Below are 14963 nucleotides of genomic sequence, written 5' to 3' on the forward strand. Positions count from 1 at the left end.
CCGATTTTAGTCGGTTTTAATCTTGGTCCAAGTCAGCGCAGTAAGCGTGAGGGCTACGGCAGTGAAGAAGGCGATGAAGAAGGGCCACGACAGGGCGTCGAAAAGCAGGCCGGCACACGCGCCCACCACAGAAGAGCCAAAGTAATAGCAGAACACGTACATCGAGGAAGCCTCTGCACGGTCGTGGGTGGCAATCTGGCCCACCCACCCGGAGGCGGTGGAGTGCACGGCGAAAAAGCCCACGGTGAAGGCGATCATGCCGAGAAGCGTCAGCGGAAGGTTACCGGCACACAACGCGATGCCCGCAGTAAAAAGTGCAGCCGAGCCGCACAGGGTTTTTCCGTGGCCGATTCGGGCCACCAGCGCTCCAGCCCGAGCCGAGGACCAAGTGCCAGAAAGGTAGAACAAGAAAGCCAAGCCGGCGAGCGAAGGCGCCAAGCCAAAATCATCGATGAGCCGGAAGGTTAGGAAGTTATACATGGAGACAAACGTGCCCATGGACAGGAATGCGGTGAGAAAGAGCAAGGCCAAATCCCGGTTGCCCCAATGGCCCAAGAGCGCCCGGCTTTCGGTCTTGAGATGGATGGATTTAGGCCGGAAATTGCGCTGGGCGGGAAGCAGCAGCCAAGCCGTAATCGCAAAGGCGAGTGAGACCAGCGCCGAGCCAAAGAGCGCCCAGCGCCACGTGGAAATCTCCACTAGTCCGGTGGGGATGAGGCGGCCGGTAAGGCCACCGACGGAGGTGCCTGCAATGTATAGGCCCATGGCTCGCGGCAGGGCTTTGTCATCGAGCTCTTCAGAAAGCCATGCCATTGCCGTGGCGGGGGCGCCGGACAGCAGCGCACCCTGCAGGCCGCGTACCACGATGAGCTGCCATCCCTCCTGGGCGAGGGGAACAATGAGTCCCACGCCGGTCGCGGCAACGGCCGAAATGAGCAGGATGCGTCCGCGGCCGAAACGTTCGGAGAGGATCGATGCGGGCACCACGCATAGTGCCAGCGCGCCCGTGGCGGCCGATACGGTCATGGCCGCCTCGGTGGAAGAAAGGCCCATGTTGTCTACCAGCGTGGGAAGGATGGCTTGGGTGGAATACAGGCTGGAGAATATAGCCAAGCCCACAAGGAGCATGGCCACCGTAGCGCGCCGCGTTCGAGTCATATCATTTAGCCTGCCCGGACACGCAGCATGTGTAAAATGTGGAAAATTACACTAATCGATGCGGAGTATGCATGAATGTGGAGGATGTCCGCGGCTTCCTCGCCGTGGTGGATCATGGCCGCGTGGGCGCTGCGGCCGATGAACTGGGGATCTCTCAATCCGCGCTGACCCGCCGCGTACAGCGCGTAGAAGCTAGTCTTGGCGCCCGCCTTTTCGAGCGCACTGGGCGCACCCTGCACGTGAACTCGCGCGGGAGGGCCTTCGCTGCGGCGGGGCGGGACATGCTCCGCGCCTACCAAGTAGGGCGGGATGATGTTGCCCGGCTCATGGATCCAGAACGCGGCACCGTGCGCCTAGATTTCATGCACTCGCTGGGCACCTGGCTGGTTCCGGACTTGCTCAAGAGCTATCGCGCGCAGCACCCGCACGTGGATATTCGCCTCCATCAAGGCGCGGCGCAGGAGCTGGTGAGCAGGGTGGAAAACGGCGAATCCGACCTTGCCCTCGTGGGCCCTCGGCCTGATGCAGCCCTGGGCTGGCACCGGATTAAGGTGCAGCGACTAGGCCTAGCGGTGCCGGAAGGCCACTGGGCAGCGAACCGGCGGGAGGTGAAACTAGCGGAATTCGCTGCAGAACCGTTTATCGGCATGCTCCCAGGCTATGGCACGCGCATGCTTCTCGATGCCCTCGCGGACGACGCTGGCTTTAGCCCCCACCTCGTCTTCGAATCGATGGAGCTTACTACCGTTGCGGGGCTGGTAGCGGCAGGACTCGGGGTGGCGCTTTTGCCGTTGGATGATCCCTATCTGCAGGTGGGGAGCCTGATCCCCCTTACGCCGCCGGCGTACCGCGAGCTCGGTTTGGTGTGGCGCGCCGGGGATGATGCTCCCCCAGTGCGGCAATTCCGGGAATTTATCCGGGCATAGAAAAAGCCGCCCCGGAGGGCGGCCGAAGTAACTACAAGGAGTTACTTGGTGGCTGCAGCGAAACGCTCAGCAACGTCATCCCAGTTGAAGACGTTCCATACGGCCTTAACGTAGTCAGCCTTAACGTTCTTGTACTGCAGGTAGAAAGCGTGCTCCCACATATCCAGCATCAGCAGCGGGGTGAAGTTGATGGAGGTATTACCCTGCTGGTCGGTCAGCTGCTCGATGATGAGGCGGCCAGCAATGTGGTCGTAGCCCAGAACTGCCCAGCCGGAGCCCTGCAGGGAGGTAGCAGCGGCGGAGAAGTGAGCCTTGAATTTCTCAAAGGAGCCGAAGTCGCGGTTGATAGCCTCTGCCAGCTCACCGGTTGGCTCGCCGCCACCGTTCGGGGACAGGTTCTTCCAGAAGATGGAGTGGTTGGTGTGGCCACCCAGGTTAAATGCCAAGTTCTTGGAGAGGGCGCGGATGCGATCCGGGTTAGCCTCACCGTTGCGCTCTTCCTCGAGTGCCTCGAGTGCAGCGTTAGCGCCAGCAACGTAGTTTGCGTGGTGCTTATCGTGGTGGAGTTCCATGATCTCTGCGGAGATGTGTGGCTCCAGTGCGTCGAATGCGTATGGGAGGTCAGGAAGTTCGTAAACAGCCATTTGTTAAATCCTTTCTTCGGGTACGTGTCCCGATGATAGGCACGGTGGAAAGATTTCGCCATGATTAATTCGAATTGTGGAACTAGCGCGAATATTAACTGGCCGCGGAATAGCTTTTCGCAGTACAACGTTGGGAAGAAGGAATAAGGAAGGAGCTATGCCTCATGTGGATGTTTAAGCCGGAGCCCAAACTTGTTGCTGCAGACGAGGCTCTGCCGGGTCGATCCGAGCCAATCCTAGACCCCGCCCCGCACGCCGTTTTAGGGACACCGATTACCGGACCGTGGAAGGACGGGCAGCGCTCCATTCTTATTGCGTTGGGATGTTTCTGGGGTGCGGAGAAGATGTTTTGGGAGACCGAAGGCGTGGAATCCACCTCGGTGGGCTATGCGGGCGGTACCACCCCGAATCCCACGTACTACGAGGTGTGCCGTGGGCTAACCAACCACGCCGAGGCGGTGGAGGTGGTCTATGACCCGCAGCGCGTCAGCCTGCGCGATCTTGTCGTACAAGCCCTAGAAGCGCACGATCCCACGCAGGGTTTCCGCCAGGGCAACGATGTAGGAACGCAATACCGCTCTGCTTTCTACCCACGCACGGAGGAAGAGCGCGCAGAAATCCAGGGCATCGTGGACTCCTATGCAGAGAAACTCAAGGAATTTGGATTTGGGGATACCACCACGGAGGTCAAACTCCTCTCTGAAACCGATTCTGGGGAGTACTACCTGGCTGAGGATGAGCATCAGCAGTACTTGCATAAGGTGCCCAATGGGTACTGCCCGCACCACAGTACTGGGGTGAAATGCGACTAAGCGTCGCGCCGGATAAAGCGAGCGATCTTTTTGGCCAACTTCGGCGTGAGCGATTGGCGGGATTGGGATCCTAAGACCTCATCCCAATACCAGAGCATTTCCTCAAAATAGTTGTGTCCGTGCCCGCCAGGGACGTTGAGGGAATTGATCTGGTCCAAGCCAATTTGCCACCAGGTAATAAAAGGCACCCAATGCAGCTGCCGGAAGGTATCCGCGTGCAAAGCTTCCGGCTGTGGTTCATGGATCCAGGTGGGCCTGCGCACGAGAAGGTTGAGATCCCACCACACGATGGCGTCGGAAGCATGCTGGGCAATGAGCATGCGGGGTCGGCGCCAGGTATGGGCGTAGTCATTGCCAAAGGCGTCGTGCAGCGTATGGTCAGGGGCCGCGGCGTAGCGCACATGCTTGCCGCCATCGATAACGGGCAGGCGTTCTAGTGAACCAATATCCCGGCGCAGGCGCTGGGTAAAGTGCGTCATGCGCGGAGGCCCAGAAAAGACCGCGCCATTGCAGGCGGAAAGTAGGTCCTCCACATTATGGTAGTTATCCATAATGGCGTAGGCGCCAAGCGATTCACCTGCGAAATATAGCCGTGGGCGGTTTTCTTCCGGCAGCCTATCTATCTCTTCGTGTATCACCCGAATCAATTCGCGGGCCGCCTGCTTTGGCGCATTCTTATCCACGAGGTAGGAAAAAACCGAAGGCAGGTAGGAGTACTGCATGGTGACGGTGACGCAATCACCACCGGTCAAAAACTCATAGGAGCACGCACCCCAGTTATTGATCCATCCCGAGCCGGCGGGCATCTGGATAACAATAGTCTCTCGCCGCAAGGCACCGGTGCGTTCGAGTTCGGCGCGGATCTTTTCCGCGGATTGTTGGAAGGAGCGCCCTGGAATGTATCCGGCGTAGATGCGGATCGGTTCCTTTGCATCGGTTCCCGTCACTGTGCGGATATCGCGGGCGCGGGGGCCATTGGAGACAAAGCGGCGTCCCTGTTGTCCCAATGCCGACCACGGCTCGAGCGACCACGGACTGCCGGAGCGCTCCGGCTCCCACGGCATGGAGGTGCCGGGGAAAATCTGCTTATTTAACCGCTGCGCTTGGTGCGATAGCGAGCGCAGCCAGCGTCGAAAGACCACGCGGTCAGAAAGTGCAAACGCCGTGAGGCTCAGTCCCGCGGTAACCACCGGCCACGCAATGAGCGCCGGCACCCAGCGGCCCAGCTGGCGTGACAGTTTGGTGACGGCAAGCTGCGTGGCCTCCCCGATGAGTAGGAGCGTGCCGTAGCCTGCGGTGCCCGCAGCCAGGCCGATGGCCGCCGTGACGGGCCCGCGCACGAGCTGCTTATTGACCAACTCCGCCTGTTTTTTCTGATTGCGCAGCGAAAGCACGGCATTAAATGCAGTCCCAGCGCCAATAGCAAGGTGCACAATTTGTCGATGTTGAGGTCCGAGGCGGTCCTGCGGGCGCTTGCCAATGCGATTGAGCACGAAGCTTGTTGACGCCGCCCCTAGATGCCCGACGCCCTGCCCGATTGCCACGTTGGCGGCGGTCACCCACCACGGACGGGGCAGTAAGGAAGGCGAAACAGCAGCCCACGTAGCTAATTCCGCACCCAAAATTCCAGCCGACATATTGGGCGGTAAGGTTTGCCGGCTGGTCATACGGACGATGGGCGTGAGATCCGCGGCTACGCCAAGAGCGGTTAGTGCAGCGCGGCGGAGTGCGCGTTTCATAATGCCCGATTCTCCCAGATTTCGGTGGGAATTTCAGTGTGAGACTTAGCCCGTGCAAAAATCTCCACAAAGTTGCACAATAGGGTCATGGCAAATCATGTAGGAAACAAAGTAGTTCTCATTGGCGCCGGCGATGTGGGAGTCGCTTACGCCTTCGCTCTCATCAACCAAAGCATCGTTGACCACCTGGCAATCATCGACATCGATGAAAAGAAGCTAGAGGGCAACGTCATGGACCTCAACCACGGTGTTGTGTGGGCCCCGACCCGTACCCGCGTCACCAAGGGCACCTACGCCGATTGCGCAGACGCCGATATGGTCGTCATCTGCGCCGGTGCCGCACAGAAGCCGGGCGAGACCCGCCTGGACCTGGTGGGCAAGAACGTCAAGATCATGAACAGCATCGTCTCCGATGTCATGGCGAATGACTTTGATGGCATCTTCTTGGTTGCCTCCAACCCAGTGGACATCCTGACCTACGCCGTATGGAAGGCTTCCGGCCTGGATCACAAGCGCGTCATCGGCTCCGGCACCGTGCTGGACTCCGCTCGTTTCCGCTACATGCTGGGCGAGCTGGAGGACATTGCACCGAAGTCCGTACACGCCTACATCGTGGGCGAGCACGGCGATTCCGAGCTGCCGGCCGTCTCCACCGCCAATATCGCCGGTGTCCCGATGTCCAAGAAGCTGGACTCGGATCCGGAGTATGCAGAGCGCATTGAGAAGATCTTCGAAGAGACTCGCGATGCCGCCTACTCCATCATTGACGCTAAGGGCTCTACTTCCTTTGGCATCGGCATGGGCCTGGCCCGCATCACCGCCGCCGTCATCCAGAACCAGGACGTGGCGCTGCCAGTATCTGCTTACCTGCAGGGTGAATACGGCGTAGAGGATCTCTACATCGGCACCGCTGCCATCATCAACCGTTCCGGCATCGTGCGCGCGATTGAGCTGCAGCTCAATGAGCACGAAAAGGAGCGTTTCGATGCTTCTGCCAAGACCCTGAATGACATCAAGGAAGAGTTTTTCGGCTAGTGAAGATTGTCGCCCATAGGGGATACTCCGGAAAATATCCGGAGCTATCCCCTCTAGCTTTTGAAAAAGCCCTAGATTTGCCAATTCACGGCGTCGAGTGCGATGTGCGCTTGACGCGCGATGGAAAAGTAGTGGTCCAGCACGATCCCACGTTGGACCGCACCGCGGGGCGGCCCGGCCGCATTTCCAAGATGGACTGGGAAGAGTTGCGCGGCGTTGACATCGGTTCGGGCCAGCGCATGATGCTTCTCGACGAACTCTTGGAACTGCTCGAGGGCACACCGCACCACCTTTATATCGAGACTAAGCACCCCTCCGGGCAGGGCGACATCCTGGAGGAGCAAACGGTGCTGCGCCTGCGTTATGCGGGGCTTTTCGACGACCCCCGGATCCACGTCATTTCCTTTTCCCACCATGCCATTCGCCGCATGCAGAATTTGGCGCCGCACATGGACCGGATTTATCTTCGTCGCGATTGGGAGCGCCACGTCAACCGCCCCGATGTCATGCTGTCCAGGCCCACCGCGCTTGGCGTATCGTTGCTGCGCGCGAAGCTGCGTCCGGCGATTATCGGCGCGCAGGGATTGCCTACCTACCTGTGGACCGTAGACAAGCCGGAGGATATGAAGTGGGCGTGGGCTAACGGGGTAGATATGCTCGCCACCAATCAACCCGAAGTGGCCCTACATGCCATTGAGCTCTAGTAAGCAGGTATCTTGGAGGCATGGCCAAGAAGAAAAAGAACAAGGAACAGCTGCCTGAGGGCATGTCCCGCCGCCAGGCAAAGCTCGCTGCCCGCGCCAAGGAGCGCGCCGCCCTGGAAAAGGATCCCCGCCCCTACGGCGGACTTGCTGCGGAGGCCTCCCTGGTCGCCATGCAGGAGTTCGTCCCCTCCGCTTTTGCCAAGCTTGACGTTAAAGGCTGCGATAAGAACGTGTATGTAGCCACCGTCTTGCCGGGTGCGTCTGCCGCGCTCATTCGTGACACCGAATTTGGCGGCGATGCCTTCGTGGGCCTGCAGGTACAGTCCCACACCCACAACCCGGGCCGCGACCTCGCCTTTGCCCTTAACTGGGTGAAGAATAACGAGCCCGGCGCCACCCTGGAATCCACCGCGGCTGACGGCTCGGAGCCGAAGCTGGAGGAGCTTATCGACGCCTCCGCTACCCTCGACGTGCAGGTTCACCAGGACTTCGAATGGTGGATCCCGGAGGGCGCACAGGTCACCCCGCAGATTGCGCAGTCGCTACGCGCCGCTAATGATTCCGTCATCGAGTCCCACGAGGTGGGCGAGAACATCACCGGTGCGGCTTTCTGGGCAAATGCCGGCGGCGGCAAGGCCCACATCCGTTGGGTCCGCCCGAATGACGATGAATCCGCATTCCTCAACGCTTTGGCGCGCGTCGCCGCCCGCGGCGAGCTGAACTTGGGCGAGGGCACCAAGTTCGCCGGTGTTTTCCGCACCCACGGTCTCATCGCTCCGGTCTTCGACTTGGATCCAGAGGTTGACCACGCTTCCTATGAGGACCACCTCACCCGCGTGGACAAGGCCTTGGAGGAAGAAATTTCTAATGATGCCCAGCTGAGCGCCGATGAGCGCAAGCAGCTAGAAAACATCAAGTCCCGCCAGGTGACTCTGCGCTAAAGACAGGAAAATGGCCCTTCCCCGGTAGAGGAAGGGCCATTTTTTGATCGCTATTTGAGGGAATCCCACAACCCGGCGGCTGCTTCATCGTCCCAGAGGACGACGTTGCCTACCTCGGTATCTTGGAAACCGCCGATGGGGACGGTCTCGGTGTCTACGCCGGAGCCCATGGCTAGTGCCACGCGGGCGAGGTGCCAGACGTGGTCGCCCTCACCGACGATGAACGAGGAGGCGGTGTGGTTGACCAAGGAGAAGGCGCGGAATGGGTTGATCAGGGTGGCTGGGGAAGCAACCTTGTCCAATAGGGCAGAGAAGAATTCGCGCTGGCGCTGCACGCGGTCGAGGTCACCCATAGCGGTGGCGCGGGTGCGCACGTAACCGAGGGCGTCGCGCCCCTTGAGCTTTTGGCAGCCGTCTTGGAGATCAATGCCGGCCAGCGGGTCATTGATGGGTTCCTTTACGCACACGTCTACGCCGCCGACGGAGTCGACCACATTGGCTAGGCCACCCATGCCGATCTCGGCATAGTGGTCGATGTGCAAACCGGTCGTGCCCTCGACGGTTTGGGCAAGCAGCTGCGGTCCACCGTAGGTAAAGGCGGCATTGATCTTGTCCATGCCGAAACCGGGGACTTCCACGTAGCTATCGCGTGGGATGGAAACGAGCTTGGCCTTGCCGGTGCGAGGGATGTGCAGCAGCATGATGGTATCGGTGCGGCCTTCGCCCACATCACCACCGGTGCCTAGCTCCGCCTGCTGTTCCTCGCTGAGTCCTTGGCGGGAATCGGAACCGACGAGCAACCAATTGGTGCCGGCGGTATTTGAGACCTGGTCTTCTGGCAGCGCCTCCACGCGGGTGAGGCGGGCATCGGCCCAGAACATGAAGACGAGGTTGAATACCAGTAGGACAACGAGCGCCAAGCCAACGCAGCCGAGGGCGCGCTTGGCCGGATTGACCTTCTTGCGCCGGCTGTGCGGGCGTTGCCGGGGTGCGGGGCGCGGTTCGGTACGACGAGGCGGGCGCTGCTGCGCGCGGTACTGGCTGGGGTAGCGGCTGGGTGTTGGTGGCGGAGTGCGGCGCGGGGGCTGTTGCTGTGGCTGCGGAGCGCGAAAGGATTGTTGCTCGGGTTCCACGCGCCGCGGCGCCGGGCGGGCGGAGGAACGGCGTCGAATGGGGCGGCCGTATCGATCCTTGAGGGGACGTCCATCGGCCCCAAGGACGAATTCAGTGGAGGAGTCATCGCCGGCGCGGCGGGCCTCCCTATGCGGATCTCGTCCTGATTCAGTCATGCGCTATACCTTACAAGGAGCAGGGAGCAACGCCTGGTTCGCGACGTCCCCTACAGGCATTTTCACAGGAAGGAATAACCCACGAATGCGACGGCGTCGATAAGAAAATGCGCTATGACCAGCGGCCATACCCGCCCCGTGCGGTGGTAGTAATAGCCGTAGATTAACCCCATGATGATATTGCCAAAGCCAGCGGAAACTCCCTGGTAGAGGTGGTAGGAACCGCGGAGAATGGAGCTTGCGGCCAGCGTGGCTGGCAGCGACCAGCGCGCCTGGCGCAAACGCGTCATCAGCCACATCACCACCACGGTTTCCTCCGCGAAGGCGTTGGCAGCGGCCTTGAGGAGGGAAACGGGAATTTCCACCCAAGCATTGGCGAAGTCGCCGGGGATGACCTCCTTGCTCCACCCCAATTGCACCGCCGCGAAATACAGGGCGAGCCCCGGGATGCCAATGAGGGCGGCAAGCCCTGCTCCTTCTAGCCAGTCGCGGGCGCGGTGGGCACGGGGCACAAAGCGGTCCTTGGCCAGCAGGAAAAGCGCTAAGGCTCCATAGGAAAAGAGCACGGCGGACGAGCACAACTGCAGTCCCATATCCACCCAGGCAAGGGAGGATTGGCTGGAATTGAGCGTGACCGATTGCTCGTCGAGCCGCTGCGGCGCGGCCAGGGAATTGATGAGGTTTAACACCGCCCGCACCCCGGAAATGCCAAAGGTGAGGGTAAGGACGATGAGCAGTTCGGCGCGTAGGGACTTGGTCATGGGTGGAGGATGTGGGCGAGGCCGAGCAGGGCGGCGTCGGAAAGCGTAATGCCTCCCAGGTGCACGCCCACCGGCGGGTGATTGGGAACGGCCCATGGCACGGAAATGGCTGGCAGGCGGGCCATGTTGAAGAGGGAACCCCACGGAGACCACCGGGTCTGGGCCGCGAAATTCTCCGCATGGGGCAGGGACAGGAACGAACCAATACGCGGCGGGTCCGTGGTGAGCATTGGGGTGAGGATGGCATCGACGCCCCATTCCTGGGCCAGCAAGTCGGGCAGCCGCCGGACATGCGCCCGCGCCGCGGCCAGCTCAGCGGCGCTCACGCGCCGGCCCTGCTGAGCGATCCACTCGGCGTAGCCTGCCGCCGGGTTGAGCCCCGCCAAACGGGAGGTAAAGGTCGTGCGGAAATGCGCAAAGGTGGCCCGGGCCTGCGGATACGGGGAAATGGGCACCACGGTGAAGCCGGCAGCTTGTAGGCGTTGGGCGGCCTCGCGGGCGGCGCGCAGGTGGTGGGCATCGACGTTGGCGTCGCAAAACAGCGGCTCTACGAGCAGGCCAATGCGGGCGCGCGGGGTGATCATGCGGTGGCCATGCAGAAAGGCATTATCGGCCACGGTCCGGGTGATAAAGCCCTGCACACCCAGTTCATCACCTGCCGGTTTAAAGCCCACCACGCCGCAGGCCGCGGCCGGCACTCGGATGGAACCGCCGCCATCGCTGGCGTGCGCCGCGCGCAGCAACCCCCGCGCGACCTGTACCGCCGCACCGCCAGAGGAACCACCCGGAGTGCAGCCGGGATAGAGGGGATTATAGGGATGGGGCAGGCCTACTGGTTCCGTATCTACGCGCAGACCCAACTCCGGGGTGGAGGATTTACCGATGATGCGCGCACCCTGCTTCTCCAAGGCTTCAATAAAGGCATCGCTGCGCTCGGGGTAGTAGGTGCGATCGACATTTCCCAAGGTAGTAGGCATGCCGCGGACATCGCAGAGATCCTTAGCGGAGAGGACCCAGCCGGTCAGCCGGCCTCGGCCGGAGGGCTCGCGGTCTACATCCAGGTAGGTGAAACCGTGTTCCTCGGGGGCAAGACCGTGCAGATCCGCGCGGAGTTGTTCTACGGAAAAGTCCATGGGGCACCAGTCTAGTGGGCTAAGGTGACGTGCATGACTACCACCATCGCCTTCCTGGGGCCAGCCGGAACCTTCACGGAAGCGGCCGTGCATAAGTTTGCCGCGCACCTGCCGCAGGTAGAGACCATGCCCGTTGGCTCGCCTTCGGAAGCCGTGGCCGCCGTGCGCGCCGGGCAAGCGGAATACGCCTGCGTAGCCATTGAAAATTCCGTCGATGGCGCGGTCACCACCACCTTTGATGCGCTGGTTGAAGCCGAACCGGTGCAGATTTACCGCGAGGTGGATATCCCCGTGGCCTTTAGCATCATGACCCGGCAAGGCGCGGGCGACATTGCGCGGCTGAGCACCCACCCGGTGGCGTTCCAGCAAATCCGCGGCTGGGTAGAAGACAATCTGCCGGAGGCAGAGTTCGTGCCGGCCAGTTCCAATGCTGCGGCGGCCGAGGCTGTAGCCCGTGGGGAAGCGGATGCGGCCGCAGCGCCGGCGCGGGCCGCCGAGATCTTCGGCCTGGAGACCATCGCCCAGAGCGTGGCGGATGTTGAGGGTGCCGCAACGCGCTTTGTCCTGGTGGGGCGTCCGGGAAAACCCACTGCAAGGACTGGCCAGGACCGCACCAGTGTCATCTTCACCCTGCCAAATGAACCGGGCAGCCTGGTGGGGGCGTTGCAGGACTTTGCGCACCGCGGGGTGGACTTGTCCCGGATTGAGTCGCGGCCGACGCGGGAGGCCTTTGGTACGTACCGCTTCTACGTGGACCTTATCGGGCACATTGACGATCAACCGGTGGCGGAGGCGCTGCGTGCGCTGTGGTTGCGGGCAGAGGACTTGCTTTTCCTTGGCTCCTGGCCGGCGGCAACGCCCGCGGGCAAGCCACCGCGCGATCTGGCAGCGGCGGATGATTGGGTAGCGCGGGCACGCAGGGGCCAATAATCTAGAAGCATGCCCGGAAGAATTATCCTGCTGCGCCACGGCCAGACCTATTCCAATATTTCCCGCTTCCTCGATACCCGCCCGCCCGGGGCAGAGCTTACCGAGCGCGGGCGCGACCAAGCTACGGAGGTAGGCCGTGAGCTAGCGCAGTTGGTGGGCGAGCGCGAGGTGGAATTTAAATGCTCCATTGCCCTGCGCGCTCAGCAGACCGCGATGCTGGCGGCGCGTGCCTTTGAGCAGGAGCGCGGAATGCCGGAATTTTCCCAGCGCGTTGACGTAATCTCTGGCGTGCACGAAATTTTCGCCGGGGACTGGGAGATGGACGGCAGCGAGGATGCCCATAGGTCGCACATGGTGGCCATGCGTGGCTGGTGCGATGGCGAGCGCGGCGCCGGGATGGAAGGAGGCGAGACCTTGGATGATGTGCTGGCGCGCTACCAGCCGGTGCTGGAGGGCATTGCGGAGCAGCTTGCCGACGACCACGATGTCATCCTTGTCAGCCACGGCGCCGCTATCCGCGTGGTCACCAAACACGCCACGGGTGTTGACGCCGACTTTGCCTATACCGGCTACCTGGCCAATTGCCGCTTTATGGTGATGGAACCGCGCGGCAAGGACTTTGGTGAATGGACGTTAACCCGGTGGGCGGATACGGAGCTCTAGCCCCAGCCCAAGCGGTGCAGTTCCTCTTCCTCGAGGCCAAAGTAATGGCCGAGTTCGTGGAATACGGTGACTTTGACCTGCTCTGCTAATTCTTCCTCGCTGCCGGACCAGCGCTGCAGTGTGTTGCGGTAAATGAAGATCGCATCGGGCAGGAAACCGGTGTGATCGAAGGTGCGGCGGGGCAGTGCTACGCCCTCGTAGAGCCCTAGCAACATAGGGTTATCGGGATTTTCATCTTCGACCAAAATGACGAGGTTGCGCATGCGGCGCACGAATTCCTCGGGGACTTGATCCAGCGCCTCGTTGACCATCTCATCGAAGCGCTCTTCTGATACCTCGACCATTAGGGCGCTGGGGCCGGGGCGGGGGCGGCAGACTCGGGTGCCGGGCTCTTGTCCTTGTCCTCACGCAGTGGATTGCGCTCGGGGCGTTCCTCCGGCGGTTGGCCGTCGATAGTCAGCGCCTGGCGTCCACCGGTAGCGGAACCGGTGATGGCAGAGAAACCGCCGCCTTTGCGGGCATGCACAAGGGAGCAATTGACGGACTTGGTGCCGCCGTTCCACGAGGCCTCGGTGATAGAGCCCCAGAATGGTTGCAGCGTGGACTGGTAGAGCTGCTCCTCGCCGCCAAGGTAGTCCTCGGTGGCGGCGGTACACGTATCGGATAGGAACTTGTCCATATCCTTGCCGTCTGGGTAGCCGTTAGGGAACTGCTTGCCCACATCGATGACGGAAACGGTCTCCATTTGGTGGGGCTTAGCGCAGTCGACGACGTGCGGAACCTGCTTGTCATCGATGGCCAAGCATTCGCCCGGCTTGGCGAGGTTTGCCTGCTCGGAGGCCTCGACGTTGCCGGTAGTAAGCTGCGGTACGCCGTGGTCATCGGTGGTTTGCAGGCCGCACAGCAGGGTGCGGTCGCCGCGATCCCAGGCGGACTGCGGCGGCAGAATGGACGCCACATCGTACTTACCATTCGGATCCCACTTACCGTGCAGGTAGCCCACAGTGGCGGATTCGCACAGCTCATCGCGCAATTGGTGTTGGCGGGTAAGCGCTGGGCGGTTGGCATCAGGGCCGAATTCGCTGGTGGGGTAGACGCTCAGGTCTTCGGTCTTGGAAACCTCGAAGCGGTGCTGTTCAGAGCACGGTACTTCCTTGAACCCAGTGGCGGAGCCATCCTGGGCGATGTCCCACGTCAAGCAAGCGCCGGCGGCCGCAGCGGTGAAGGGCTCCGGTTTAGGAGCGGCGGTTTCTGAAGTATCCCCGCTATTGTGCTGCTGGGCAGCGGTAGTGTCTTCGCCGCCCGATTTGTGGGAGCTGATAACGCCATAGATGCCCATGAAAACGGCCGCCGCGATTGCCGCAATCAAGACAATCTGGACGGCCACAGCGGAACGCCACGCAGGTGATTTCTTCATAAGGCCTTTAATCTTACCTTTTAAGCAGGGTGCTGGCTAGATACTGTTCTCCCTAGCCACCCGGGTAGTCAGCCGGTAGCGGTCGGTGCGGTAGACGGAGGAACACCACTCCACCGGCCTATCGCCCGAGCGGGAGTAGCGCACGATGTGTAGCAGTGGGGTGCCCACGGGGACGTCGAGAAGCGGAGCAGTGTCCGCATCGGCTGAAATCGCCGAGACCGTTTGATCCGCATCGGTGATGGGGACGTTAAAGACGGAGTCGAGGATGGCGTAGACCGAATTGTAGGTGTCATTTTCTAGCAGGCTGGGCGCATACGTGGAGTTATACCAGCCGTCATCAATGGAGTAGGGCTCGCCATCGCCCAAGCGCAGGCGGCGCAGGTGAATATGTTCGGTTTGGGCAGGAGTATCAAAAAAGAGGGCGGCATCCTCCGGGGCGCTGCTGCGTCCGCTGGTAAGGATTTTGGAGGAGGCGGTGACGTCTTGTGCGCCCATCTCATCCGAGAATGAGGCCAGGTGGAGCCGGGAGACAAGGGGATTGGGCGCTACGAAGGTGCCCTTACCGCGGACGCGGCGCAATTTTCCGGCCGCGACAAGATCCCCGATGGCGCGGCGGACCGTGATTCGTGACACGCCATACGTTTCTTCAAGAAGCCTCTCGCCGGGCAGGATATCGCCGGGTTTGAGGGTCGTGCGGCACAATTCTTCGAGGATATCGTGCAATTGGGTGTGTTTTGGAACGGGACCGTCCGTAATTGTGCGGGCGGGGAGCTGAACGGCGGACATAAAGCCATCATAATTCGCTGGTTAT

16 protein-coding genes are annotated in these 14963 nt (G+C 61.4%); 7 read left to right on the plus strand and 9 right to left on the minus strand.

Annotated elements, in window-relative coordinates; genetic code table 11:
- Positions 1–6: 6 nt before the first annotated feature.
- A complete protein-coding gene (locus ACKFRY_RS03235; RefSeq protein WP_408923174.1) occupies positions 7–1158 on the minus strand; it encodes an MFS transporter in 1152 nt (383 codons plus the stop codon).
- A gap of 71 nt (positions 1159–1229) precedes the next feature.
- Between ACKFRY_RS03235 and ACKFRY_RS03240 the strand changes: the two genes are divergently transcribed.
- Positions 1230–2084, plus strand: coding sequence for a LysR family transcriptional regulator (locus ACKFRY_RS03240; protein ID WP_408923175.1), 855 nt, complete (start codon positions 1230–1232; stop codon positions 2082–2084).
- A 41-nt stretch (positions 2085–2125) separates the two neighbouring features.
- On the opposite strand, the gene ACKFRY_RS03245 is transcribed toward ACKFRY_RS03240, so the two are convergent.
- Positions 2126–2728 (minus strand): superoxide dismutase, encoded by a 603-nt coding sequence (locus ACKFRY_RS03245; protein ID WP_049359864.1) that lies wholly within the window; start codon positions 2726–2728, stop codon positions 2126–2128.
- A 164-nt stretch (positions 2729–2892) separates the two neighbouring features.
- Between ACKFRY_RS03245 and msrA the strand changes: the two genes are divergently transcribed.
- Positions 2893–3540, plus strand: coding sequence for a peptide-methionine (S)-S-oxide reductase MsrA (msrA, locus tag ACKFRY_RS03250; RefSeq protein WP_408923176.1), 648 nt, complete (start codon positions 2893–2895; stop codon positions 3538–3540).
- Here the strand turns inward: msrA and ACKFRY_RS03255 are convergent.
- Complete coding sequence (locus ACKFRY_RS03255) at positions 3537–5279, minus strand: alpha/beta-hydrolase family protein (RefSeq protein ID WP_200436301.1); 1743 nt, start codon at positions 5277–5279, stop codon at positions 3537–3539. The genes msrA and ACKFRY_RS03255 overlap by 4 nt on opposite strands.
- A gap of 87 nt (positions 5280–5366) precedes the next feature.
- On the opposite strand from ACKFRY_RS03255, the gene ACKFRY_RS03260 reads away from it, so the two are divergent.
- From ACKFRY_RS03260 to ACKFRY_RS03270, 3 genes are read left to right on the plus strand one after another with little or no spacing between them, the layout of a single operon-like run.
- Complete coding sequence (locus ACKFRY_RS03260) at positions 5367–6314, plus strand: L-lactate dehydrogenase (RefSeq protein WP_408923177.1); 948 nt, start codon at positions 5367–5369, stop codon at positions 6312–6314.
- Positions 6314–7018: a glycerophosphodiester phosphodiesterase family protein gene (locus ACKFRY_RS03265; protein WP_200436303.1), complete on the plus strand. Its 705-nt coding sequence runs from the start codon at positions 6314–6316 to the stop codon at positions 7016–7018. Before ACKFRY_RS03260 ends, ACKFRY_RS03265 begins: the two co-directional genes overlap by 1 nt.
- A gap of 20 nt (positions 7019–7038) precedes the next feature.
- Positions 7039–7959, plus strand: a complete 921-nt coding sequence (locus ACKFRY_RS03270) for a DUF5926 family protein (protein WP_302258757.1) — start codon at positions 7039–7041, stop codon at positions 7957–7959.
- A gap of 50 nt (positions 7960–8009) precedes the next feature.
- On the opposite strand, the gene ACKFRY_RS03275 is transcribed toward ACKFRY_RS03270, so the two are convergent.
- The 3 genes from ACKFRY_RS03275 to ACKFRY_RS03285 form a co-directional block, all read right to left on the minus strand.
- Positions 8010–9248: an LCP family protein gene (locus ACKFRY_RS03275; RefSeq protein WP_408923178.1), complete on the minus strand. Its 1239-nt coding sequence runs from the start codon at positions 9246–9248 to the stop codon at positions 8010–8012.
- Positions 9249–9310: 62 nt separating this feature from the next.
- Positions 9311–10009, minus strand: a complete 699-nt coding sequence (locus ACKFRY_RS03280; RefSeq protein ID WP_005327036.1) for a CPBP family intramembrane glutamic endopeptidase — start codon at positions 10007–10009, stop codon at positions 9311–9313.
- Entirely contained in the window at positions 10006–11142 is a 1137-nt protein-coding gene (locus ACKFRY_RS03285) for an amidase (RefSeq protein WP_005327037.1), read from the minus strand. The genes ACKFRY_RS03280 and ACKFRY_RS03285 overlap by 4 nt, the downstream gene beginning before the upstream one ends.
- Before the next feature lie 33 nt (positions 11143–11175).
- Between ACKFRY_RS03285 and pheA the strand changes: the two genes are divergently transcribed.
- The gene (gene pheA / locus ACKFRY_RS03290; protein WP_005327039.1) at positions 11176–12072 is read left to right on the plus strand and encodes a prephenate dehydratase; all 897 of its coding nucleotides are present in this window, start codon (positions 11176–11178) and stop codon (positions 12070–12072) included.
- Positions 12073–12081: 9 nt separating this feature from the next.
- Positions 12082–12735: a histidine phosphatase family protein gene (locus ACKFRY_RS03295; RefSeq protein WP_408923179.1), complete on the plus strand. Its 654-nt coding sequence runs from the start codon at positions 12082–12084 to the stop codon at positions 12733–12735.
- Here the strand turns inward: ACKFRY_RS03295 and ACKFRY_RS03300 are convergent.
- From ACKFRY_RS03300 to ACKFRY_RS03310, 3 genes are read right to left on the minus strand one after another with little or no spacing between them, the layout of a single operon-like run.
- Positions 12732–13079, minus strand: a complete 348-nt coding sequence (locus ACKFRY_RS03300) for a metallopeptidase family protein (protein WP_005325385.1) — start codon at positions 13077–13079, stop codon at positions 12732–12734. The genes ACKFRY_RS03295 and ACKFRY_RS03300 overlap by 4 nt on opposite strands.
- On the minus strand, positions 13079–14152 hold the full coding sequence (locus ACKFRY_RS03305; RefSeq protein WP_408923180.1) for a septum formation family protein: 1074 nt from the start codon (positions 14150–14152) through the stop codon (positions 13079–13081). The genes ACKFRY_RS03300 and ACKFRY_RS03305 overlap by 1 nt, the downstream gene beginning before the upstream one ends.
- A 36-nt stretch (positions 14153–14188) precedes the next feature.
- A complete protein-coding gene (locus tag ACKFRY_RS03310; protein ID WP_005325388.1) occupies positions 14189–14938 on the minus strand; it encodes a GntR family transcriptional regulator in 750 nt (249 codons plus the stop codon).
- Between the last annotated feature and the right edge of the window lie 25 nt (positions 14939–14963).

Source organism: Corynebacterium tuberculostearicum (assembly GCF_046097255.1).
In the GTDB taxonomy this organism is placed as follows: Bacteria; Actinomycetota; Actinomycetes; order Mycobacteriales; family Mycobacteriaceae; genus Corynebacterium; species Corynebacterium tuberculostearicum_J.